The following is a 26,416-nucleotide window of genomic DNA, read 5'->3' as shown; positions in this document are numbered from 1 at the left end:
TAGAGCACCGGCGACGGACGATGTCTGTCATGGGAATGCATGACGGACCGCGCGCGCATTGTCCGGCGTTGGGGGGACAGACGCTCGGCCGGCGCGGTGTTTTAATTTCCGTCACTTGCGAATGGCCGCATCCGGCGACGCGTGCGCAATGTATCGGCATCCGAAGAACCCTCTACAGCGAATCCATCTACGGCGGGCAGTCCGATGAAATACCCCCTCCGGGCGGCACAGCGCAACATCCTCGCGGCGCAAAACATCCATGAAGACCATCGGCTCGCGCACATCGGCGCGTCGTCGCGCATCGTCGGCGCGCTCGATGTCGCGCTGTTCTGGCGCGCGGCGGACTTCGTCGCGCAGCACAGCGCCGCGGTGCGCTCGTCGCTGCATGACGGCGACGACGGCCTGTTCCAGATCGTGCACGACGACGCGCGCTTCGTGCGCGAGATGCTCGACCTGCGCGCGCACGCCGATCCGCATGCCGAAGCGCAGCGCTTCATCGACGACGATTTCGTGAATCACCGCTTTGCGACCGACGGTCGCGAAATCGCCTGCCGGATGGTGCTGATGCAGGTTGGCGACGACGACTACGTCGCCTATACGAAATTCCATCACGCGCTGTTCGACGGATGGGGCACGTCCCTCTTCTACGCACGCATCTGCGAAGCGTACAACCGGCTGCGGGCGGGCGAGACGCCGTCTGCGTGGCACGAGACCCGCGTCGACGCGATGCTCGCGGACGAGCGCGCGTATCTGGCCTCCGACAAATGCGACGCGTCGCGCCGCTACTGGGCCGAGCGCCTCGCGTCGTATGACAGCGAGTATTTCCCGCGCGCGACGTCGCAATCGAACCGTCGCACGGTGCTCGAGCTGAGCGCGGCCGACACCGCCGCGCTGCACGCGTGGTCCGACGCGCAGCGCGCGAGCCCGTTCCATTTCTTCGCGGCGGTCCTGCAGGCGACGCTGTTTCGCGTCGTCGGCGCACGCGATCTCGCGATCGGCCTGCCGATCCTGAACCGGCGCACCGCGACGGACAAGCAGACGATCGGGCTTTTTCTCGGCTTTTGCGTGCTGCGCACGCCGGCGGCGCCCGCCGACACGTTCGCGGATCTCGTCGCGCGGATCGGCGCGCAGCTGAAGGCCGATTTCCGCCATCAGCGCTATCCGCTCGACGCGCTGTCGGGCGACCAGGGCCGGCTGCCGTTCGAAGTGAGCCTGTCGTACGAGCGGCACGACTACGACGCGACGTTCGACGGCACGTCGACGACGGTGACGCCGCTGCGCACGCCCGCGCAAAGCTATCCGCTGCGCGTCTACGTGCGCGACTTCAGCGCGCGACGGCCGATCTACATCGACTTCGACACGAACGATTCTTGCTTCGGCGATCTCGCGCCGCAGACGCTCGTCGATACGTTCCGGGACGTGCTGCACGAAGCGCTCGACGACGCGAACGCGCGGCTCGTTCCGGTGAAGCCGACGGTTCTCGATGCTCGAGCGGCGCTTGTGAGCGGCCTTCCGGCGCTGTCACGCGCGAACCTGAGTGATGCGTTCGAGCGGATCGCCGCGCACTATCCGGATGCGGTTGCCGTGTCGGGCGACGCCGGCTCGCTTACCTATGCGCAGCTCGACGCGCGCGCCAACGCACTTGCCTGGACGTTGCGCGATCTTGGCGCCGGCCCCGAGTTGCGCATCGGTCTCGCGTCCGGACGCGACATCCATTTCGCGATCGGCATGCTCGCGATCCTCAAGACCGGCGCTGCCTATGTGCCGCTCGATTCCGCCTATCCCGACGAGCGACTGCGTTTCCTCATCGACGACAGCGCGATGATCGCCATCGTCGGAACCAACGACGAGCTAGAACGCCTGCCGCGCTCGGGTGATCTGCCGCGCTGTGCGATCAGTCTCGACGATGTTGGTGGCGACCGCGCCCGAACGGCTCCGCCCCGCGCCGTCTGCGCCGCGCAAGCCGCCTATGTGATCTACACATCCGGCTCCACCGGCACACCTAAAGGCTGCGTCGTTACTCACGCGAACGTGCTGCGCCTGTTCGACGTCACGCGTGAGCCGTTCTCGCTCGCCAGTGACGACGTGTGGAGCGTCTTCCACTCCACCGCGTTCGACTTCTCCGTGTGGGAACTCTGGGGCGCGCTGCTGCACGGCGCGCAAGCGGTCTTCGTCCCCTTCGAGACGAGCCGCGATCCGCTCGCGTTCGCCGATTTCCTGCGTGTGCATCGCGTGTCCGTCCTGAGCCAGACGCCGTCGGCCTTCCGCCTGCTCGACCGGCAGCCCGGCACGCTCTCCGCGCTGCGCCTCGTCGTGTTCGGCGGCGAAGCGCTCGACCCCGCCGCGCTGCGCGACTGGTTCGACCGCTACGGCGACGAGCGGCCCCGCCTCGTCAACATGTACGGCATCACCGAGACCACCGTCCATGTCACCGCGCGCACGCTGTGCCGTGCTGACGCCGACGCACCGCTCAGCCCGATCGGCGCGCCGCTGGCCGATCTCTCGCTGCAACTGCTCGATCGCCACGGCGAGCCGGTTCTCGACGGCGTCGCCGGCGAGATTCACGTTGGCGGTGCGGGCGTCGCGCGCGGCTATCTGAATCGTCCCGGCCTCACCGCAGCCCGCTTCGTGCCTGATCCGGACGGCGCGCCGGGCGCGCGGCGCTATCGCGCAGGCGACCTCGCGCGACGCCGCGCCGACGGCGAGATCGTCTATCTCGGCCGCGCCGACCAGCAGATCAAGATTCGCGGCTTCCGCATCGAGCCCGGCGAGATCGAAGCCGCGTTGCGCGACCATCCGCGCGTGCGCGATGCGGCCGTGGTCGCCGACGACGATGCGCACGGCAATGCGCGGCTCGTCGCTTACGTCACGCAGCGGCATGCGGATGACGCGGCGCACGACGGACTCGATCCCGCCGCGCTGCGCGCCCACCTCGCCGCGCACCTGCCGGCTCACATGATTCCCGCGCACCTCGTCGTCCTCGACGCGCTGCCGCTCACCGTCAACGGCAAGCTCGACCGCCGCGCGCTGCCCAAGCCGGAAGCCGTCTCCGACGACACCAATCGCGAGCCGCCCGCCACGCCCACCGAGCGTCTGCTCGCCGACATCTGGACCCGCGTCCTCGGCCGTGCCCCCGCCCGCCACGACAGTTTCTTCGCGCTCGGCGGCGACAGCCTCAATTCGCTCGAAGTCGTCACCGACGCACGTGCGCAGGGCGTATACGTGTCGCCGCGCCAGTTGCGCGAATGCCCGACGCTCGCCGCGCTCGCCGAAGCCGTCGATCGCGACCCGTTGCCGCCGCTGTCGGTGTCCGCCGCGCCCGCGCCATTCGCGCTGCTGTCGGACGCCGACCGCGCGTTGCTGCCCGACGGGCTCGAAGACGCGCTGCCGATGTCCCGCCTGCAACTCGGGATGCTGTTCCATCGCGAACGCGACGGCGGCACGGTCTTCCACGACGTGTTCCGCTATCGCCTGCGGATTCCCGCGTGGGACGAAGCCGCATGGCGCCGCGCGCTCGCAGCCGTGACGCGCGCGCACGCGACGCTGCGCACCGTGTTCGCGCTCGACGGCTTCTCGACGCCGCTGCAACTGATCCGGCGCGAAGCCGCCCCGGCGCTTGAGGTGTTCGATTGCCGCACGCTGGACAACGCTGCGCGGCAAGCCGAGCTCGACGCGTTCGTCGCCGCCGAGCAGCAGCACGACTTCGACGTCGCGCACGGCCCGATGCTGCGGCTGTTCATCCATCGCGTCGCCGACGACGCGATCCACGTGACACTGAGCTTTCATCACGCGATCGTCGACGGCTGGAGTGTCGCGACGCTGATGACGGAGATCATCGGCAACGCATGCGGCGGCCCGCTCGCCGAGCCCGCGAGCGACGCGCCGGTGCTGGCGCTGCACGCTGCCGCCGAGCGCGACGCGCTCGCGGACGACGCGCTGCGCCGCGCGTGGCGCGAGCGGCTTTCCCGCCGGCCCGCGACGCTGCTCGCCGGCAGCGACGGTGCGGACGGCGGCGGCGGTGCGAACGGCGGCGACGACGCGACCCGGACCGATGGACGACGCACGGTCGAGCGCATCGTCCGGCGCGTGTCGCCGCCGTTGTCGGCGTCGCTCGCCGCGCGCGCCCGCACGCTCGGCGTCGAGCTGCGCACGCTGCTGCTCGCCGCGCATCTGCGCACGCTGTCGATGCTGACGGGATCGGACTGCCCGGTGACGGGCTACGTCGTCCACAACCGGCCCGATCACGCGCACAGCACGCGGGCGACCGGCCTCTTCCTGAACACCGTGCCGTTCGGCGCGCGTCTCGCGCCCGGTTCATGGGCCGGGCTGATCCGGCAGGTCGCCGCCGCCGAGCGCGAGCTCGACGCGCTCAAGCGCCTGCCGCTCGCCGCGATCGCCGACGAGGCCGGCGCGGGCCGCCTGTTCGACGTCGCGTTCAACTACATCCATTTCCACGTCTATCGCGACGCGCTCGATCTGCCCGGCGTCGCGGTGGTCGACTTCGACGCGCACGAGGAAACCGACTTCCCGCTGCTCGTGCAGTTCGCGCGCGACCCGGCCGGCGACGGGTTCGACGTGTCGCTGCATTACGACGTCGCGCAGTTTCGCGCGGCGCAGGTCGAGCGGCACGTCGCGGTGCTCGACGCGGCGCTGCGCGACATCGCGGCCGACGTCGACGCGCCGTGGCTCGCGATGCCGGTCGCCGGCGTGCGCGGCTTGCCGGCGACGACGCGCACGCCGATCGCGCCGACGCTGCGGCACGCGAATCTGTGCGATGCGTTCGAGCAGATCGCCGCGCACGATCCGGATGCGGTTGCCGTGTCGGGCGACGCCGGCTCGCTTACCTATGCGCAACTCGACGCGCACGCCAACGCACTTGCCTGGACGTTGCGCGATCTCGGCGCCGGCCCCGAGTTGCGCGTCGGTCTCGCGTCCGGACGCGATATCCATTTCGCGATCGGCATGCTCGCGATCCTCAAGACCGGCGCTGCCTATGTGCCGCTCGATTCCGCCTATCCCGACGAGCGACTGCATTTCCTCATCGACGACAGCGCGATGATCGCCATCGTCGGAACCAACGACGAGCTCGAACGCCTACCGCGCTCAGGCGATCTGCCGCGCAGTGCGATCAGTCTCGACGATGTCGGTGGCGACCGCGCCCGAACGGCTCCGCCCCGCGCCGTCTGCGCCGCGCAAGCCGCCTATGTGATCTACACGTCCGGCTCCACCGGCACGCCCAAGGGCTGCGTCGTCACTCACGCGAACGTGCTGCGCCTGTTCGACGTTACTCGTGAACCGTTCTCGCTTTCCGAGCACGACGTGTGGAGCGTCTTCCATTCCACCGCGTTCGACTTCTCCGTGTGGGAGCTGTGGGGTGCGCTGCTGCACGGCGCGCAAGCGGTCTTCGTCCCTTTCGAGACGAGCCGCGATCCGCTCGCGTTCGCCGACTTCCTGCGTGTGCATCGCGTGTCCGTCCTCAGCCAGACGCCGTCGGCCTTCCGTCTGCTCGACCGGCAGCCCGGCACGCTCTCCGCGCTGCGCCTCGTCGTGTTCGGCGGCGAAGCGCTCGACCCCGCCGCGCTGCGCGACTGGTTTGACCGCTACGGCGACGAGCGGCCCCGCCTCGTCAACATGTACGGCATCACCGAGACCACCGTCCACGTCACCGCGCGCACGCTGTGCCGTGCTGATGCCGACGCACCCTTCAGCCCGATCGGCGCGCCGCTGGCCGATCTCTCGTTGCAGTTGCTCGATCGCCACGGCGAGCCGGTTCTCGACGGCGTCGCCGGCGAGATCCACGTCGGCGGCGCGGGCGTCGCGCGCGGCTATCTGAATCGTCCCGGCCTCACCGCAGCCCGCTTCGTCCCCGATCCGGACGGCGCGCCGGGCGCACGGCGCTATCGCGCAGGCGACCTCGCGCGACGCCGCGCCGACGGCGAGATCGTCTATCTCGGCCGCGCCGACCAGCAGATCAAGATTCGCGGCTTCCGCATCGAGCCCGGCGAAATCGAAGCCGCGTTGCGCGACCATCCGCGCGTGCGCGATGCAGCCGTGGTCGCCGACGACGATGCGCACGGCAATGCGCGGCTCGTCGCTTACGTCACGCAGCGGCATGCGGATGACGCGGCGCACGACGAACTCGATCCCGCCGCGCTGCGCGCCCACCTCGCCGCGCACCTGCCGGCTCACATGATTCCCGCGCACTTCGTCGTCCTCGACGCGCTGCCCCTCACCGTCAACGGCAAGCTCGACCGCCGCGCGCTGCCCAAGCCGGAAGCCGTCTCCGACGACGCCAATCGCGAGCCGCCCGCCACGCCCACCGAGCGCCTGCTCGCCGACATCTGGGCCCGCGTCCTCGGCCGCGAGCCCGCCCGCCACGACAGCTTCTTCGCGCTAGGCGGCGACAGCATCGCGTCGCTCAAGGCGCTGAACGCGGCGCGTCTCGCCACGGGTCTCGATCTGCCGCTGCAAGGGATGTTCACGCAGCCGACGCTGCACGCGCTCGCCGCGTGGATCGATTCGCTCGCGGCCGATGCGGGCGCGGCGGGCGCGTCGACGCCCACGCCGGTGCGCCGCGCGCCCCGCGTCCGCGCACGGATTTCCGCCGGGCCCGACGGCTCGCACCTCACGACTCTCGAAAACGCCCCCTGAAATGACGCAAACGAACCGCGATCCGCTCGACACGCACGACGTCTTCGTCTATCCGCAAGCGCGCGCGCAGCGGCGCCTGTGGATGCTGGCCGAGCTCGACCCGAGCTCGACCGCCTACGCGATCCCGCTCGCGCTGCGCATCGTCGGCGCGCTCGACGCCGACGCGCTCGCGCGCAGCCTCGACGCGCTCGTGCGCCGCCATGAAATCCTGCGCACGAGCTACGGCGCGGTCGACGGCGAGCCGATGCAGTTCGTGCACGAGGATGCGGCATTCGAGCTCGCACGCGAGCCGCTCGCGCGCGACGCGCTGCACGCGCGCCTCGCCGACGAAGCGGCGACGCCGTTCGACCTGCGTCGCCCGCAGATGCTGCGCGCGACGCTGTTCGCGCTTGCGCCGGACGAGCACGTGCTGTCGCTCGTGATCCATCACATCGCGTGCGACGGCTGGTCGCTCGACCGGATCGTCGGCGAGCTCGACGCGCAATACGCGTTCGAAACCGGCGCGGCGGCAAGCGCGCCCGACGAGCCGTTGCTCCAGTACGGCGACTACGCGAGCTGGGAAGAAGAAGCCGGCGACGTGCTGACCGCCGACGTCGATTTCTGGGCGGGCCGGCTTGCGCCGCTCGCGCCGTTGCCGTTTCCACGCGCGGCCGATCCTGCAACGCGGCGCACGGCCCAAGGCAGGACGACACAGCGCCCGCTCGCCACGATGCGCGGCGGGCGCGTCGAGCAGCACGCGCGCGCAGCCGACACGACGCCGTTCGTCGTGCTGCTCGCCGCGTTCGCCGCGCTGCTGCATCGCGCGAGCGGCGCGACGCGGCTCGCGATCGGCACGCCGGTCGCGAACCGGCTGCGCCCGGAGTTCGAGCCGATGATCGGCTTCTTCGCGAATACGCTCGTGCTCGACATCGACGTGTCGGGCGAGCCCGATTTCGCGACGCTGGTCGCGCGCTGCCGCGGCGTCGTGCTCGAGGCGTTCGCGCATTCGCGCGCGCCGTTCGACGAGGTCGCGCGGCGGCATGCGCGCGACGCGGTCGACACGCCGCTCTTCCACGCGCTGTTCGCGCTGCAGAGCGCGCCGCTGCGCGCGCCGCGGCTCGGCACGCTGTCGATCGACGTCGTGCCCGTGTATCCGGCCACCGCGAAATTCGACCTGACGATGATGGTCGAGCCGCGCGCGGACGCGCTGCATGCGGCGCTCGAGCATCGCTGCGACGTGCTCGACGCGCAGGCCGCCGACACCTGGCTCGCAAGCTTCGCCGAGCTGCTCGACGCGGCGCTGCGCGATCCGCACGCGCCGATCGCGCAATTGCCGCTGCCGGGACTCGCGGCGCCGCAGCCGATCGCGCCGGCCGCTGACGCGACGACGCACGAAAGCGACGACGCCTGCCACGCCGACGCCGCGCCCACGCCGCCCGCCACCCCGACCGAGCAAGCGCTCGCCGAAGTCTGGGCCCGCATCCTCGGCCGCGAGCCCGGCCGCGACGACAGCTTCTTCTCGCTCGGCGGCGACAGCCTGAGCGCGCTGCGCGCGATCGTCGAGGCGCGCGGCAAGGGACTACACCTGACGCCCGCCCAGATGCTCGGCGGCGCCAGCCTGCGCGCGCTCGCGGAAGCACTCGATCGCGCGCCGCGCGCTCACGCGCCGCTTGCCGCGACGCAAGCCGCCGGCGAGCCGCACGTGGACGACGCGCTGCCGCCGACGCCGATCGTCGCGTGGTTCGCGCAGCTCGGTCTCGCCGAGCCGAATCACTGGGCGCAGACGATCGTCGTCGAGACGACCCACGCGATCGCACCCGAGCCGCTGCGCGACGCGTTGCGGCAGCTGGCCGCGCAGCACGCGGCGCTGCGCCAGCGCGTGACGCTCGACGCGGGCCGCGCGAGCGTCGCGTTCGCGCCGGACGACGCGCCGGAGCGCTTTCCGCTCGACGTCCGCACGGCCGCGAACGACGACGACGCGCGCTCGGCGATCGCGTCGCTCGCCGCGCGGCTCGACCTGCGAAACGGCCCGCTCGCGCGCGCCGCGCTGATCCGCCGCGACGGCGCGCCGGCACTGCTCGCGCTCGCCGTGCATCACGTCGCCGTCGACGCGTTCTCGTGGTCGGTGCTGCTGCACCAGCTCGCCGCGTCGCTCGCGGGCGACGCGCCGCCGCCCGCCCCGGCCGTGTCGCTCGCGGACTGGCATCGCGCGGCGAGCGCCGCCGCGCTGGCGGCCGACCCCGCGCCGTGGCTCGCGCTCGCCGAGCGCGGCTTCGCGACGCTGCCAACGCGTGCGGATACCAAGGCCCCGGGGCTTGAAGCCGACACGCGCGTCGACACGTGGCGCCTGTCACCGCAGCAAACCGCGCGCCTGCTCGACAGCGGCCCGGCCGGCCGCCGCTCGCGCACCCAGGCGATCCTGATCGCGTCGCTGTGCGCGGCGCTCGCGCCCGCGCTCGACAGCGAGCGCGTCGCGCTGACGCTCGAACATCACGGCCGGGATGGCGAATACGGCGTCGACGCGTCGTCGCTCGTCGGCTGGTTCACCGCGCTCAGCCCGATCGTGCTCGACGGCTGCCTGCGCGACGACGCGCCGCTCGACCTGCTCGCGAGCGCCGCGCACGCGCTCGCCGCGCTCGCGCCGCGCCGGCACGAATACGGCCTCGCGCGCTGGCTCGGCGCATCGCCCGACGCCCGGCAGCGGCTCGACGCCGCCGGGCTGCCGGAGATCAGCTTCAACTTCCTCGGCGTGATCGGCCGCCCGGCGAACGGCGCGTTCGCGTTGCGCCCGGACCTGATCGTCGGCGAGCGCGCCGCCGCGAACCGCCGCAGCTTCACGCTCGACGTGGTCGCGAGCGTGATCGACGGCGAGCTGCGGATGGACTGGCGCTATGCGCCGCAGGTGCTCGATCCGCAGCGCGTGCACGACGCGGCGCAGCGCTGGATCGCGCGGCTCGACGCGCTGCTCGACGCGATCGCCGCCGCGCCGCGGCTCGCGGCCGACCATCCGCTCGCGCGCCTCGCGCAGCACGAGATGGACGAACTCGCCCCCGAGGTCGCCGACGCGGCGACGCTCGCGAGCCTCACGCCGTTGCAGGAGGGCATGCTGTTCGAGACGAGCGCGCATCGCGCATCGACCGCGTTCCACGAGCAGATCACGGCGGTCGTCGACGGCCCGCTCGACCTGCCGCGTTTCGCGGCCGCGTGGCAGGCGATGCTCGCGCGGCACGATGCGCTGCGCGCGGGCTTCGTCGCGCGCGCGGCCGGCCGGCCGATCCAGTTCGTCGATGCGCAGCCGACGCTGCCCGTCGCGTGGCTCGACTGGTCCGACGCCGCCACGCCGGCCGAGCAGGACGCGCGGCTCGCGCAATGGCTGCGCGACGACGCCGCGCAGCCGTTCGACCTGGCGCGCCCGCCGCTGATGCGCCTGGCAGTTGCCGCGCTCGGCCCGCAACGCCACCGCTGGCTGTGGAGCTTCCATCACATCCTGCTCGACGGCTGGTCGATTCCGGTGTTCTTCCGCGAGCTGATCGCGATCTATACGGGCCGCGACGCCGCGCTGCCCGCGCCGCGCCGTTTCGCCGACCATCTCGCGTGGCTCGCGCTGCGCGAGGCGGGCGCAACGCATGACGCGTGGCGCGCCCGCCTCGCGGGGCTGGCGCCTGCGCGCCTCGCCGCCCCTGCGCGAGGCCCGGCGCGCCAGGCGCGCCACGACATCGCGCTGACGCGCGTGGCGAGCGACGCGATCGAGCGGCTTGCACGCGATGCCGGCGTGACGCCGAGCACCGTGTTCGACGCCGCGTGGGCGCTGCTGCTCGCGCGCAGCGGCGTCGGCGCGGACGTCGCATTCGGCGTCACGCTGTCGGGCCGATCGAGCGGCGCGCCGGGCGCCGACGCGATGATCGGCCTCTTCATCAACACGCTGCCGCTGCGCGTGACGCTCGCCCCGGCGCAGACCGTCCGCACGCTGCTCGGCCGCGTGCAGCAGGCGCTCGCCGAGCTGCTCTCGAGCGAGCACGAGCGCCTGCCCGACATCCTGCGCGCGGCCGGCGCGGAGACGAACGACCTGTTCGACACGCTCGTCGTGTTCGAGAACTATCCGGTCGACGGCGACTTCGCCGCGCCCGACGGCCTCGTGTTCGCACGGCCCGACTATCACGAGCACACGAACTACCCGGTCACGCTCGCGATCATTCCCGGCGAGCGCTTCACGCTGCGGCTCGAATACGACGCGAACCGCTATCCGGACGCGCAGGCGGCGGCGCTCGTCGAACGGCTTGCACGGCTCGTCGAGCGGTTCGCCGCGACGCCCGACGCGACGCTCGCCGAAATCGGCGACGAGCCGGCCGCGCGGCCCGACTCCGCGCTCGCCGCGCCCGACGCGCCGCTCGCGCATGAACTGTTCGAGCGCACGGCCTCACGCCAACCCGACGCGCCCGCGCTGATCACGCCGACCGACACGCTGACCTACGCGGCGCTCGCGCGCCGGGCCGACACGATCGCCGCGCACCTGCGCCGGCTCGGCGCCGGACCGGAGACGATCGTCGGGATGATGCTGCCGCGCGGCGCGCACGCGATCGCGGCGCTCCTCGGCATCCTCAAGGCGGGCGCCGCTTACCTGCCGCTCGATCCGCACTATCCGCCCGCCCGCCTGAGCTACATGCTGCGCGACGCCGGCGCGCGCTTCGTGATCGTCGCGGACGAATCGACGCCGACCGATGCGGACGGCGCGGACGGTATCACCGCGCTGCGCATCGCCGACCTGCTCGAAGCAGCCGGCGACGCGGCGGCAGAGCACGCAGCGCCGCCGCCGTCGAGCCTCGCCTACGTGATCTACACGTCGGGCTCGACCGGCGAGCCGAAAGGCGTCGGCGTCACGCACGCGGGCATCGCGAACATGTGCCGCGCGATGCACGCGGGGTTCGCGGTCGACGCGCACAGCCGGATCTTCCTGTTCCCGCCGCTCACGTTCGATGCGTCGGTCGCGGAGATCTTCACGGCGCTGTCGAGCGGCGCCGCGCTCGTGCTGCCGCCCGAAGGCGCGAAGCAGAGCGGCACGTCGGATGCGCTGATCGACGCCGCCCGCGCGGGCAGCATCACGCACGTCACGCTGCCGCCGTCGCTCCTCGCGGCGCTCGACGACGCCGATCTCGCCGGCGTCCGGACGATCGTCGCCGCCGGCGAGGCCGCGCCCGCCGGGCTGCTCGCGCGCTGGGCGCGCGGCCGCCGGGTCGTCAACGCGTACGGGCCGAGCGAAGCGACCGTCTGCACGAATATGCACGCGTGCGACGCCCACGAGCCGCTGCCGCCGATCGGCGCGGGCATCTCAGGCGTACGGACCGTCGTGCTCGACGAATGGCTCGGCGTGGCGCCGGCCGGCGTCGCGGGCGAGATCTGCGTCGGCGGGCCCGCGCTCGCGCGCGGCTATCTCGGCCGCCCCGGGCTCACCGCCGCGAGCTTCGTGCCGGACCCGACGTCGGCCCAGCCGGGCGCGCGCCTGTACCGGACCGGCGATCGCGGCGTCATGCTCGCCGACGGTTCGATCCGCTATCTCGGCCGCGCGGGCGGCCACGTGAAGCTGCGCGGCTACCGGATCGATCCGGACGGCATCGCCGGCGTGCTGCTGCGCGATCCGTCGGTGCGCGAGGCGCTGGTCGACGTGACCGAATCCGGGCGCCGCCCGGAATTGACCGCGTTCGTGATTCCGCGCGACGCCGCCACGTTCGACGCCGACGCGCTGCGCGCGCATGCGGCTCGCGCGCTCGCGCCGCACGAGGTGCCGGCGCGCTTCGTCGCCGTGACGGACTGGCCGCTCACGTCGTCGGGCAAGATCGATCGCGCGACGCTGCGCGACGCGCACGCGCCGGCGCCGCGCCCAGCCGGCGACGCGGTGGCCGATGCTGTGGCCGACTCACCGCGCGACGACGTCGAGCGCTGGGTGCGCGACGCGTTCCGCCAGGTGCTCGGCGTGCCCGACGCGCGCGTCGACGACGACTACTTCGCGCTCGGCGGCGACTCGATCCTCGCGCTGCAGGTCGGCGCGACGCTGCTGCGGCACGGCGTCAAGATCGGCGCGGGCGAGGTGCTGGAGCTGCGCACGCCGCGCGCGATCGCCGACGTCTGCCGCGCGCGCGTCGCTGTCGAAGCTCGCACGCTTGCGCCCGAGCCGGAACCCGACGTAGCCGAGGTCCCGCTCGCGCCGATCCAGCGCTGGTTCCTCGAACGCAGTGGTGACGCGCCCCGACGCTTCACGATCGACGTGCGGCTCGCGCTCGCGGCGCCGCTCGATCCCGACGCGCTCACCCGCGCGCTGGCCGCGCTCGCGCTGCGTCACGACGCACTGCGGCTGCGCGTCGAACGTGACGCGAACGGCTGGCGGCAGCGCTATGCGCCGCGCGACGGTGCGGCGCTGCTGCCGCTTGCAATCACATCCGGCGCGCTCGCGGACGACGCGGCGCTCAATGCATACGCGGCCACGCTGCAGGCGACGCTCGATCCGGTGCACGGCCCCGTCGCGCATGCCGCCTACGTGCCGCACGGCCCGACCGGCGCGCCGGAGCTGATCGTCGTCGCCCACCACCTGGTGATGGACGTCGCGTCGTGGCGCATCCTGCTCGCCGATCTCGACGCGTACTACCGCGCCGCGCGGCGCGGCGAACCGATGCCGGCCGCGCCGCGCTCGACGAGCTACCGCCGCTGGAACGGCGCGCTCGCCGCGACCGCGGCCGCCCGCGAGACCGAGCGCGGCTTCTGGGAATCGATGCTGGCCGCCACGGCCGGTGATGCCGCCGACACGCTCGGCGCAGCGGGCCGCGTCGACGCGCTCGACATCGTGCGGCTCGCGTTCGACGCCGACCTCACCGCTCAACTGAACGGCCCGCTCAATCGCGTGCACGACACCCGCACGCACGAACTGCTGCTCACCGCGCTCGCACGCGCCTGGCGCGACTGGACCGGCGACGCCGCGCTGCGGCTCGACGTCGAAGGCCACGGCCGGCAGGTGCCGGCAGGCGTCGACGCCGACGTGTCGCAGACGGTCGGCTGGTTCACCTGCGTCTATCCGTTGCGCATCGAGTCCGACGACGACTGGAACGCCGCGATCGCGCGCGCGAAGGCGCTGCTGCGCGCGGTGCCCGACGGCGGCGTCGGCTTCGGCGTGCTGACGCAGCACGGCACGCTCGCCGATGCGCGCCCGCGCGCGGTCAGCTGGAACTATCTCGGCACGGCCGCCGACGGCGACGCCGGCGCGCTGCCCGAGCTCGGCGCGCGCATCGCGGCGGGCGGCCTGCCCGACGGCCGCGCGCCAGACGACCCGGTGCCGCATCCGCTCGCGATCGACGCGGCGATCGCGGCCGGCGCGCTGTCGATCCGCTTCGCATACAGCGGCGCGCCGTGCGACACCACCGCACCGCCCGACATCGACCGCCTCGCCGCGCTGACCGACGACGCGCTCCGCTCGCTGTGCGCGCATCTCGCCGCACGACTCGACGCGACGCCTACCGCGTCGCAGCCGCCATCGTCGCCGCTGCCGGGCGGCGAACATTTGCGGCCCGCCGAACTCGACGCCCTGCTTCTCGACCTTACGGATACCGAATGAGCCAAGCTCAGACCCGCCCCGCCGTTTCCGACCCGCGCGCCACCCCTGCCGTGGAGCGCATCATCGGCCTGTCGCCGCTGCAGCGCGGCATGCTGTTCCACGCGCTCGCGACGCCCGACAGCCCCGCCTATCTCGAGCAGATCGTCTGCCGGCTCGACGGCGACGTCGACCCCGAGCGCTTCCGGGCCGCGCTCGCGGCGCTGGTACGCCGTCACGAAACGCTGCGCAGCGCGTTCGTCACGCGCGGACAGTCCGAGCCGCGGCAAGTCGTGTTCGCCGACGCGACGGTGCCGCTGATCGTCGAAGACTGGCGTGGCCGCCCCGCCGGCACGCGCGCCGACGCGCTGGCCCGCTTCGCCGACGAACAGCGCCGGCAGGGCTTCCGGCTGAACCGTCCGCCGCTGATGCGCGTCGCGTTGATCCGCGACGACGACGCGCGCTGGACACTCGTGTGGACCCATCATCACGTGATCATCGACGGCTGGTCGCTGCCGCTCGTGCTGAAGGATTTCTTCGCGCTCTACGCGAACCCGGCGCACGCGGCGCAGCCCGCCGCCGCGCGTTTCTCCGATTACGTCGACTGGCTCGGCGCGCAGGATCGCGCGCGCGACGTCGACGCGTGGCGCACCCTGCTCGACGGCGCGAGCCTGCCGATGCCGCTCGGCGTCGATCGCCCGGCGCGGCCCGGCGAAGACGGCCGGCGCATGCGCGCGCTGCGCGCCACGCTGCCCGCGGCGGACGTCGTGCGGCTCGCGGCGGCGGCGCGCGTGACGGCCGGCACCGTGCTGATCGGCGCGTGCGCATTCGTGCTGAGCCGTCTCGCGCGCGCGGACGAAGCCGTGTTCGGGCTCGTGCTGTCGGGCCGCACCGCGCCCGTCGACGGCATCCAGCAGATGGTCGGGCTGCTCGCGAACACCGTGCCGTTCCGGATCGCGGTGCCGGACGGGCTCAGCGTCGTGGAGTGGCTCGGCGACGTGCAGCGCGGCCAGCACGGCCTGCTGCGGCTCGCGCACTGCGCGCTGCCCGACGTGCGCGACGCGGCCGGCGTCGCGCCGGACCGGCCGCTGTTCGAATGCCTCGTCGCGGTCGACAATTTCCCGCTGCAGGACGCGCTGGAGACGGCCGACGTCGGCTTCCGGATCTCGGAGGTCCAGCAGGAAGAGCATACGCACCTGCCGCTGACGCTGAGCTTCGCGCCGGGCCCCGAGCAGATCGGCGTGAAGCTCGGCTTCGACGAGGCGCGCATCGACGCGCACGCCGCGCAGGGCGTGCTCGACGCGGTGCTGCATGTCGTGCAGGCGTTCGTCGAACACGCGGCGGCGCCGCTGCGCGACGTCGGGCTGCGGCCGGAACGGCTGGCGTTGCCGTCGGCTGCCGCCGATGAGCGTCATGCCCCCGGCCTCGCGCAACAATTTCTCGCGATCGCAGCCGATGCCGGCGAGCGCATCGCCGTCACGCATTCGGGCGGGCGCGCATCGTATGCGCAGCTCGCCGCGCATGCGCGCGCGATTGCCGCCCGGCTGCGCGCCGCGGGGCTCGCGCGCGGCGATCGCGTCGCGCTGCTGCTCGAGCGCGACGCGTCGGCCGTCGCCGCGATGCTCGGCGTGCTGCTCGCGGGCGGCTGCTACGTGCCGCTCGACAGCACGCATCCGGACGAACGGCTCGCGTACCTCGTCGCCGACAGCGGCGCGCGCCAGCTGCTCGCCGTGCGCTCGACCGCCGCGCGCGCGCCGCAAGGCTGCGACCTGCTGCTGATCGACGACGTCGACGCCTGGCCGGCGCCGGCCGACGACACGGCGTTCGAGCCGGTCGAGCGCGACCAGCCGGCCTACGTGATCTACACGTCGGGCTCGACCGGCCAGCCGAAAGGCGTGCTCGTCAGCCACGACAACGTGAGCCGCCTGTTCGCCGTGACGCGCGCGCACTTCGGCTTCGGCCCGCACGACACGTGGAGCTGCACGCATTCGTTCGCGTTCGATTTCTCGGTGTGGGAGCTGTGGGGCGGGCTGCTGCATGGCGGGCGCGTCGTGATCGCGTCGCGGGAGAGCGCGCGCGATCCGCACGCGCTCCTCGCGCTGCTCGGCGCCGAGCGCGTGACGATGCTGAGCCAGACGCCGTCGTCGTTCCGGATGCTCGATGCGGCCGACGCGCGGCTGCGGCTCGCGCTCGCGCTGCGCCACGTCGTGTTCGGCGGCGAGGCGCTCCACCCGCGCGACCTCGCCGGCTGGATCGCGCGGCGCGGCGACGCGACGCCGCGCCTGAACAACATGTACGGGATCACCGAGATCACCGTGCACGCGACGCTGCGCACGATGCACGCGCGTGACGTGGACGCCGACGCGTCGCCGATCGGCGAGCCGCTCGCGGACCTCACGCTGCGCGTCGTCGACGCCTGCGGCCACGACGTTCCCGACGGCGCGACGGGCGAGATCGTGGTCGGCGGCGCGGGCGTCGCGCTCGGCTACCTGAACCGGCCCGAGCTCACCGCGCAGCGCTTCACCGGCGTCGGCGCGGCGCGCGTCTACCATTCGGGCGACCTCGCGCGGCGCGACGCGCACGGCGAGCTCGTGTACGTCGGCCGGGGCGACGACGCGCTCAAGATCCGCGGCCACCGGATCGAGCCGAATGAAGTCCGCGCGGCGCTGCTCGCGCATCCGGGCGTCGCCGACGCGTTCGTCGCGGCCGAGCGCAGCCGAGCGGACACGCAGGACATGCAGGACGCGCGCCTGTGCGCATGGTTCGTCGCGCGGCCCGGCGTCACGGTCGACGTCGACGCGCTGCGCCGCCATCTCGACGCGCGGCTGCCCGCGCACGAAGTGCCGTCGTTCCTGATCGCGACGAGCGCGTTCGCGCTGACGTCGAACGGCAAGCTCGACCGGCGCGCGCTGCCCGCGCCGGCCCGCGCGGCGGATGCGCACGTCGCGCCGCGCAACGCCGACGAGGCGGCGCTCGCGGACATCTGGCGCGAAGCGCTCGGCGTCGACGCGGTCGGCGTGCGCGACGACTACTTCGCGCTCGGCGGCGATTCGATCCGCAGCATCCGCGTGGCCGGCCTCGCGCGCGAGCGCGGCTTCGCGCTCGACATCGCGGACCTGTTTCGGCACCGGACGATCGAGGCGCTGCTGGCCGCGAAGCCGCGCGACCGGCAGGACGCCCAGGCGCCGCGCGAACGCGCGCCGCTCGCCGCGCCGTTCTCGCTGATCAGCGACGACGAGCGCCGCCGCCTGCCGGCGGACGTCGAGGATGCGTACCCGCTCGCCCGCCTGCAGGCGGGCATGCTGCATCACGCGGAATCCGGCGACGAGCGGGACCTGTACTACGACGCGATGTGCTTCCACGTGCGGGCGCCAATCGACATCGCACGCGTTCCGGCCGCGCTCGACGCGCTCGCCGCCGCGCATCCGGCGCTGCGCACGCGCTTCCTGCTCGACGGCGTCGAGCGGCCGCTGCAGCTCGTCCATGCGCGCGCGACGCCGCAGGCCGACATCGAGGACCTGAGCGCGCTCGACCCGCTCGAACGCGAGCGTCGCTTCACCGACCTGCTCGCGCGGCTGCGCGCCGAGCGCTGCGACCCGCGGCAGCCGTCGCTGCTGCGCATCGTGCTGCAGGCGCTGGGCGACGACGAATGGCAGGTCGGCATCGCGTTCCATCACGCGATCCTCGACGGCTGGAGCGTCGCGCGGCTGCTCGCCGATTTCGCGACGCTCGTCGGCGGCGGCGAGATCGTCGCGCCGGCCACGCCGTATCGCGAATTCGTGCGGCTGGAGCAAGCCGCGCTCGACGACGCCGACACGCGGCGCTTCTGGACGGAACGGCTCGCCGGCGCGCCGTCGACCGCGCTGCCGCGCTGGCCGCGCGCGGCGCGCGATCCGCACACGCCGCGCGCGGGCCGGCACGATCGCACGCTGCCGGCGGCGACCGTCGCCGCGCTGCGCGCGCATGCGGAGCGCAACGGCCTGCCGCTCAAGGCGCTGCTGCTCGCGATCCACCTGCAGGTGCTGTCGCTCGCGAACGGCGCGCGCGACGTCGTGACGGGCCTCGTGTCGAACGGCCGCCCGGCCGAAGCCGACGGCGCGGCGATGGTCGGCCTGTTCCTCAACACGCTGCCGTTCCGGCTCGGCGTCGAGGCGCGCGGCTGGACGAACCTCGCGCGCGCGGTCGCCGCCGCCGAAGCCGACCTGTTCGCGCACCGCCGCTACCCGATGGCCGCGATCGCGAGCCTGCGCGCGGCCGGCGACGGCGCGGCGCTGTTCGACACGTCGTTCAATTTCGTCGACTTCCATGCGTATGACGACCTGCGGCGCGACGGCGCGCTGACGGTCTTCGAGGCCCGCAGCCACGAAGCGGTCGAGATTCCGTGCGCGACGACGTTCGCCGTCACGCGCACGAACGACGGCGCGCGCGGGATGACGGTGTCGCTGTCCTATGACCGCGACGCGTTCTCCGACGCGCAGATCGCATGGCTCGCGGATCGCTATGCGCAGGCGGCCGAGCATTTCGCGGCGCGGCCGGACGATGCCGGCGCGCGCTTCGCCGCCGCCGACGACGCCGCGTTGCGTGCGTCGCACGGCGAGCCGGTCGACGTGCCGGCGGGCGACCTGCTCGCGCGCGTGCGCGCCGCGGCGCGCGCGCATCCGCAGCGCTGCGCGGTGCGCGGCGTCGACGCGGAACTCGACTTCGCCGCGCTCGACGCCGCGTCGGACGCGCTCGCCGCGCGCCTCGTCCAGCGGGGCGTCGGCGCGGACACGGTCGTCGCGATCGCGCTCACGCCGGGCGACGTACGGCTCGCGGTCGCGCTCGTCGGCGTGCTGAAGGCCGGCGGCGCGTATTGCCTGCTCGACGTGGGCCTGCCCGCCGCGCGGCTGCAGATGACGCTCGACGATGCGCGGCCCGCGCTCGTCGTCGCGACCGAGGCGACGGCCGCGCAACTGCCGACGCCGCGCGCCGACCTGCTGCTGCTCGACGACTTCCGTGTGGCGGCCATTGCCGCGGCGGCCGGTGCCGTGGCGGCCGATGCCGCGCCGATCGCGCGCGACGTGCCCGACGACGCGCTCGCGTACCTCGTCTTCACGTCCGGCTCGACCGGACGGCCCAAGCCGATCGCGGTGTCGCGCGGCGCGCTCGCGAACCACATGCACTGGATGGCGCGCCGCTTCCCGCTCGACGCAACGGACGTCGTGCTGCAAAAGACGCCGGTGAGCTTCGACGCATCGGTGTGGGAATTCTGGGCGCCGCTCGCGAGCGGCGCGACGCTCGCGCTCGCGCCCGCCGATGCGTCGCGCGACGTGAACGCGCTCGCCGACGCCGTCGAGCAAAACGGCGCGACGGTCGTGCAGCTCGTGCCGAGCCTGCTCGACGTGATCCTCGACGACCCGGCCGCGATCACCCGGATGCGCCGCGTGACGCGCGTGTTCGTCGGCGGCGAGGCGCTGCGCGGCGCGACAGCCGAGCGCTTCCGGCAGACCTGGCGCGCACGGCTGATCAACCTGTACGGCCCGGCCGAGACGACCGTCGATGCGACGAGCTGCGTAATCGTAGATACCGTAGATACCGTCGATGCAGACGGCGCGACCGACGACGCACCGCCGTCGCTCGGCACGCCGATCGACAACGTCAGCGTGTTCATCCTCGACGAGCACATGGAACCCGTGCCGGCCGGCGTCGCCGGCGAGATCTGGATCGGCGGCGCGGGGCTCGCGCGCGGCTATCACGGCCGCCCCGGCGAAACCGCGCGACGCTTCCGGCCGAATCCGCTGCCGGGCGCGGCCGGCGGCCGCCTGTACCGCACCAGCGACCTCGCGCGCCGCCTGCCCGACGGCCGGCTCGACTATCTCGGCCGTGGCGATCAGCAGCTGAAGCTGCGCGGCTGGCGGGTCGAGCCGGGTGAGATCGAAAGCCTGCTCGCGGCGCACCCGGCCGTGCGGCGCTGCGCGGTGCTGCCGCGCGCGATGCCGGACGGCAGCGTGCGCCTCGTCGCGTGGATCGAACGGCACGCCGGCGCCGCCGCCGATACCGCGCCGGCCGACTACCGGCGCTTCCTCGGCGAGCGGCTGCCCGCGTCGCTCGTGCCGGGCGCCTTCGTCGAAACCGTCGACTGGCCGCTGCTGCCGAACGGCAAGACCGACCGCAACGGCTTTCCGTCCATCGATCCGGCCGGCGATCCAGCCGGCCGCGCCGCGCCGTCGCGCGCGCCCGCGACGCCCGTCGAGCACATGCTCGCGGACATCTGGCGCGAGCTGCTGCCCGGCCGCGCGGCGATCGGCGCGGACGACGACTTCCTCGCGCTCGGCGGCGACTCGATCGTCAGCTTGCAGGTGAGCGCGCGCGCCCGCCAGCGCGGCTGGCAGATCTCGCCGCGTGACGTGTTCGAACATCCGACGATCGCGGCGCTCGCGCGCATCGCGGTGCGCGTCGGCGCCGAGGCCGGCGCCACGGCCGCCGCGCTGCCGGGCCCGGTGCCGCTCACGCCCGCGCAGGCGCGGTTCTTCGCGCTGCGCCAGCCGGCGCCCGCGCACTGGAACCAGGCGCTGATGCTCGACGTGCCGGGCGAGCTCGCCGACGACACGGTGCGCGACGCGCTCGCCGCCGTCGTTGCCGCGCACGACGTGTTTCGCGTGCGCTTCACGGCCGGCGACGCCGGCGTCACGCAGGAATTGCTGGCCGAAGCGGGCGCGCCGGCGGTGTGGTTCCACACCGCGCGCGTGCCGGCCGACGGCGCCGCCGACGCGCTCGCGGCGCTTGCCCGCGACGCGCAGCGCAGCCTCGACCTCGCCGCGCCGCCGCTGTTCCGCGCGCTCCACGTGCGCGGCTTCGCGGACGGCTCCGCGCGCCTGCTGCTCGTGATGCACCACCTGATCGTCGACGGCGTGTCGTGGCGCGTGCTGACGCGCGACCTGCACGACGCGCTGCACGGGCAGCCGGTCGCCGCGCCGCCGTCCGGCTTCGTCGCCTGGGCGCGCGCGCAGGCGGCCGCCGCGATCGACGACGCCGAACGGCGCTACTGGCGCGAGGCCGCGCCGCGCGCCGCCCGCGCGGGCCGGCTCGCGCCGTCGGGCGCGGCGCGCTACGCGGACCAGCGCACCGTCGAGCACGCGCTCGACGCCGACGCGACGACGCGCCTGCTGCAGGACGGCGCGACGCGGCTGCATGCGAGCGCGCAGGAATTGCTGCTCGCCGCGCTCGCGACGGCGCTCGCCGAGACGGCCGGCACGAACAGCGTCGGCGTGACGGTCGAGCACCACGGCCGCGGCGACGGCTCGGACGCGACGCTCGTGCGCGCGCTCGGCTGGTTCACGACGCTCTACCCGCTCGCCGTCGAGCGGCTCGACGCGCCGTCGCCGCTCGCGCGCCTGCGCGCGGCGAAGGACGCGCTGCGCGCGGTGCCCGCGCACGGCCGCGGCTACGGATGGCTGCATGACGCGGCTGCGGCCGCGCAGCCGGACGATCCGCTCGCGACGAGCGCGCTGCCCGACGTGTGCTTCAACTATCTCGGCCAGACCGACGGCGCGCTGCCCGCCGCATCGCGCATCCGGCTCGCCGGCGAAGACTGCGGCCCCGTCGCCGCCGACGACAACGATCGCGGCTTCGCGCTCGACGTCGTGTCGTTCGTCGCGAACGGCCGGCTCGTCGTGCGCTGGAACTACGACGCGCGGCGCTTCGACGACGCGCAGGCGCGCACGCTGGCCGCCCGCGCACAGGCCGAGCTGCATGCGCTGCTCGCCGCGAGCGACGCGCGGCCCGCGGTGGCGCCGAGCGATTTCCCGCTCGCGCGCGTGCCGGCGGATGCGCTGCCGGCGCTGCTCGACGCCGAGCCGCCCGTCGTCGACATCTGGAGCCTGACGTCGACCCAGCAAGGGATGCTGTACCACGCGCGCGCCGCCGCTGCGTCGGCGGGCGTCTATCTGGAGCAGATCGTCGCGGCGATCGACGGCGAGTGCGATCCGGCGCGCCTCGAACGCGCGTGGTCGCATGTCTACGCGCGGCACGACGCGCTGCGCGTGAGCTTCGCGTGGCGCGATCTGGACGAGCCGGTGCAGCGCGTGCACGCGCCGCGGCCGCTCGCGCTCGAAGTCCGCGAGATCGGCGCGCATGGCGATCCCGAGCACGCGCTCGCCGCGTTCCTCGCCGAGGATCGCGCGCGCGGCGTCGATCTCGCGCGGCCGCCGCTGATGCGCATCACGCTGCTGCGCCGCGACGGCGCGCCGTGGCGACTCGTGTGGACCCATCATCACGCGCTGCTCGACGGCTGGTCGATGGCGATCCTGCTCGGCGAAGTCGCGCACTGCTATGCAGCGGACGCGGCCGGCCGCGCGCCTTCGCTGCCCGCCGCGCCGTCCTACGGACGCTTCGTCGCCGCACGGTTGCGCGCGCAGCAGGACCTGCGCGACGCCGAGGCATTCTGGCGCGCGACGCTCGGCCCGCGCCACGTGCCGCTCGATCTCGGCCTGACACCTGCCGCCGGCGCGGGCGCGCACGCGGCGGCGCCGGGCACGGTGCGCCGCCGTCTGCCGCCCGAGCTGACGGCCGCGCTGAACGCCGTCGCCGCGCGCGAGCGCGTGACGCTCAACACCGTCATCGAAGGTGCGTATGCGCTGCTGCTGTCGCGCGTCGCGCGCACCCGCGACGTCACGTTCGGCGTCACGTTCGCCGGGCGCGGGGCCGAGATTGCCGACGTCGAGCGCATGGTCGGCGCGCTGATCTCGACGCTGCCCGTGCGCGTCGACTGCCGGCCCGCGCTGCCCGTCGGCACGTTCCTGCGCCAGCTGTTCGCCGCGCAGTCGGCCATCGCGCGGCACGAGCATTGCAGCCTCGTCGACGTGCAGCGGTGGAGCGGCGCGAGCGCGCAGCAGCCGCTGTTCGACAGCGTGTTCGTCTACGAGAACTATCCGCTCGACCGAGACGCGGGCGCGCACGCGGACGGCCTGCGGATCGGCGCGATCGAAGCGAACGAGGCGCCGAACTATCCGCTGATGCTGTACGTGAAGCCGAACGCGGACGGCCTCGTCATCGACGCGGTGCACGACGCGGCGCGGCTGCCGGCAGCGCGCGCGAACGCGCTGGTCGACGCGCTCGTCGAGCTTGCGGCCGGCATCGCGCATGAGCGCGGCGACACGATCGGAGCGCTCGCGTCTTGCGCCGCGCCTGAAGTCGCGCCGTCCGCGCCGCTCGCGAATGCAGGCGCCGACACGCTGATCGACCTGTTCGCCCGCGCGCTCGACGCCACGCCGACCAGCGAGATTCGCGGCCCGGACCGCACGATCACGCGAGCCGCGCTGTTCGCCGAAGCGGGCGAGCTCGCCGACCGGCTCGCGGCGGCCGGCGCGGGCCCCGGCGCGACGGTCGCCGTCTGCCTGCCGCGCGGCGTCGATCTGCTCGCCGCGCTCGCCGGCGCGCTGCTCGCGGGCGCCGCCTACGTGCCGATCGACCCGCTGCTGCCCGCCGAGCGCCGCGCGATGATGCTCGCCGACGCGAAGCCGGTCGCGATCGTCGCGCATCCCGACGTCGAGGTCGGCGATGCGGGCGTGCCGGTCATCACGCCGGCGCGTACCGGCGCGTCCGCCTGCGGCGAAACCCTGGACGCCGCGCAAACCGCGCTCGCCCGCGCCCGACGCCTGCACCCGGACGCGCTCGCGTACACGATCTTCACGTCGGGCAGCACGGGCCGCCCGAAGGGCGTCGACGTGCGCCGCGGCGGCCTCGCCAACCTGCTGCGCAGCTTCGCCGCGCGCTTCCCGCTCGGCGCGGACGACGTGCTGACGAGCGTGACGACGGTGTCGTTCGACATCGCCGCGCTGGAACTCTTCCTGCCGCTCGTGACCCGCGCGCACCTCGCGATCGCGTCCGCCGAGACGGCCGCGAACGGCGTCGCGCTCGCGCGCGCGCTCGCCGACCAGCGGACCACCGTGCTGCAGGCGACGCCGCTCACGTGGCGCCTGCTGCTGTCGGCCGACTGGCGTCCGCAGCCGGGCTTCCATGCGTGGTGCGGCGGCGAGGCGCTGCCGGCCGACCTGGCCGGCGCGCTGCTCGCGCGCGGCGTCGCGCTGCTGAACGTCTACGGGCCGACCGAGACGACGATCTGGTCGGCCGCGCAGCCCGTCGCCGACGCGGCCGTCGCCGGCCGGATCGGCGGCGCGCTCGACGCGACGCGCCTGCGCGTCGTCGATGCGGACGGCCACGAGACGCCGCCCGGCGTCGTCGGCGAACTGACGATCGCCGGCGCGGGTCTCGCGCAAGGCTATACGCGCGCGCCCGGCCGCACCGCGCGCAGCTTCCGCCCCGATCCGCTGTCGCCCGAGCCGGGCGCGCGCCTGTATGCGACCGGCGACCTCGCGGTGCGCAACGAGGACGGCACGCTGCTGCTGCTCGGCCGCGCGGACGATCAGGTAAAGATCAACGGCTACCGGATCGAGCTCGGCGACGTCGAAGCCCACCTGCGCGCGCTCGACAACATCGCCGACGCGGCCGCGACGGTGCGGCGCGGGCTCGACGGCCGCGCGTGGGGGCTCGAGGCGCACCTGGTGCTGCGCGACCCGGCGCGGCCGTTCGACGACGCGCCGCTGCGCGACGCGCTCGCGCGCCAGCTGCCCGCGTACATGGTGCCGCAGATGTTCGCGCTGCACGACGCGCTGCCGCGCACCGCGAACGGCAAGCTCGACCGCCGCGCGCTCGCGGCGGCAGCGGCGCCCGCGCGCCCGCGCGCCGCCACACCGGCGCGCACGGCCGCGAACGCGCTCGAGGACATGGTGTGCGCGCTGTGGCGCCGCGTGTTCGACGACGCGTCGATCGCGCCCGACAGCGACTTCTTCGAGCTCGGCGGCAATTCGCTGCTGCTCACGCGGATTCACGCGCGCGTGATCCAGCTGTTCGGCGTCGAGCCGCCGCTCGGCGAGATGCTCGCGAGCCGCACGCCGGCCGACATGGCCGCGCTGATCGAGCGCCACGAAACGTCGCCGGGCGCGGCGGCGAAAGTCGCGGCCGCGTGGCTGCGGCTGCGCGACATGACGCCCGCCGAACGCGACGCGCTGCGCCGGCAGCAGGCGGCGCAAACCGCAGCAAAATCGGCAACACAACCGGCGGCGCAATCGGAAACCGACGTCGTCAACGAGGAGATCGGCGATGCGAATTGAAGGAACCACGGCGCTCGTGACGGGCGCGGCAAGCGGCATCGGCAAGCGCTTCTGCGAGGCGCTGCTCGCGGCGGGCGCGGCGCGCGTGATCGCGCTCGACCACCACGCGGCCGGCCTGCGCGCGCTCGCCGACGCGCTCGCCACACCCGCGCGGCTGCGCACGATGGCGGTCGACGTGAGCCAGGAGCGCGCGGTCGCGGCCGCGATGGCCGAGCTGGTCGACGACGACGCGGTGCCCGACCTGCTCGTCAACAACGCGGGCGTGCTGCGCGACGGCCGGCTCGCGACGCTCGACGCGCACCGCTACGCGCGCAAGCTGCCCACCGCGCAATGGGGCAGCGTGATCGGCATCAACCTGACGGGGCCGTTCCTGCTCGCGCGCGAGTTCGTCGCGGCGCGGCTCGAAGCCGGCGCGACGCATGACGGCCTGATCGTCAACATCTCGTCGGTCAGCAGCGCCGGCAACGCGGGGCAGTCGAACTACGCGGCCGCGAAGGCGGGCCTCGACGCGCTGACCCGCACCTGGGCGCTCGAGCTCGCCGAGCACCGCGTGCGCGTCGCGGGCCTCGCGCCCGGCCTCACCGACACGCCGATGGCGGCCACGCTCGACGCCGCGACCCGCGCGCGGCTGATCGACGAGATGCCGCTCAAGCGAATGGTGTCGACCGACGAGATCTGGCTCGGGCTGCGCTTCATCATCGAATGCGACGCGTATGTCGGCCGCACGCTCGCGATCGACGGCGGCGCCGCGTTCGGTTGAGCGCCGCGCTTTTTTGATTCGGATGACGGATTTTTCGATTTACAGCACTTTCACCAGGAGAACGCTCATGGCAGACATCGATCACGACACCGTCTACACGGTCGTCATCAACGACGAAGAACAGTATTCGATCTGGCCGACCTACCGGCCCGTGCCCGCCGGCTGGCGCGAAGCCGGCAAGACCGGCACCGAGGACGAATGCATCGCGTACGTCGACGAGGTGTGGACCGACATGCGCCCGCTCAGCCTGCGGCGCTTCCTCGAACAAGCGCAGCCGCAGTCGTAAGCACGGCTCTGCCGATC

Annotated in this window: 5 protein-coding genes; all 5 read left to right on the top strand. The window is 73.7% G+C overall.

Annotation, left to right across the window (positions count from 1 at the left end; all coding sequences use genetic code 11):
* The first annotated feature begins 141 nt into the window (after positions 1-141).
* The 5 genes from B7P44_RS18415 (at position 142) to B7P44_RS18395 (ending at position 26,399) form a co-directional block, all read left to right on the top strand.
* Positions 142-6,651 carry a non-ribosomal peptide synthetase gene (locus B7P44_RS18415; protein WP_133118033.1) on the top strand — a complete coding sequence of 2,170 codons (6,510 nt, stop codon included), beginning with the start codon at positions 142-144 and terminating at the stop codon, positions 6,649-6,651.
* Position 6,652: 1 nt separating this feature from the next.
* The gene (locus B7P44_RS18410; protein ID WP_167389809.1) at positions 6,653-14,227 is read left to right on the top strand and encodes a non-ribosomal peptide synthetase; all 7,575 of its coding nucleotides are present in this window, start codon (positions 6,653-6,655) and stop codon (positions 14,225-14,227) included.
* The gene (locus tag B7P44_RS18405) at positions 14,224-25,353 is read left to right on the top strand and encodes a non-ribosomal peptide synthetase (RefSeq protein WP_084907046.1); all 11,130 of its coding nucleotides are present in this window, start codon (positions 14,224-14,226) and stop codon (positions 25,351-25,353) included. Before B7P44_RS18410 ends, B7P44_RS18405 begins: the two co-directional genes overlap by 4 nt.
* Complete coding sequence (locus B7P44_RS18400) at positions 25,343-26,113, top strand: SDR family NAD(P)-dependent oxidoreductase (RefSeq protein ID WP_084907045.1); 771 nt, start codon at positions 25,343-25,345, stop codon at positions 26,111-26,113. Before B7P44_RS18405 ends, B7P44_RS18400 begins: the two co-directional genes overlap by 11 nt.
* A gap of 67 nt (positions 26,114-26,180) precedes the next feature.
* Positions 26,181-26,399, top strand: coding sequence for an MbtH family protein (locus B7P44_RS18395; protein WP_084907043.1), 219 nt, complete (start codon positions 26,181-26,183; stop codon positions 26,397-26,399).
* Positions 26,400-26,416: the final 17 nt, after the last annotated feature.

Source organism: Burkholderia ubonensis subsp. mesacidophila (genome assembly GCF_002097715.1).
GTDB lineage: Bacteria > Pseudomonadota > Gammaproteobacteria > Burkholderiales > Burkholderiaceae > Burkholderia > Burkholderia mesacidophila.
Note: the sequence above shows the minus strand (reverse complement) of the source record. Positions and strands in the feature narration are given on the sequence as shown.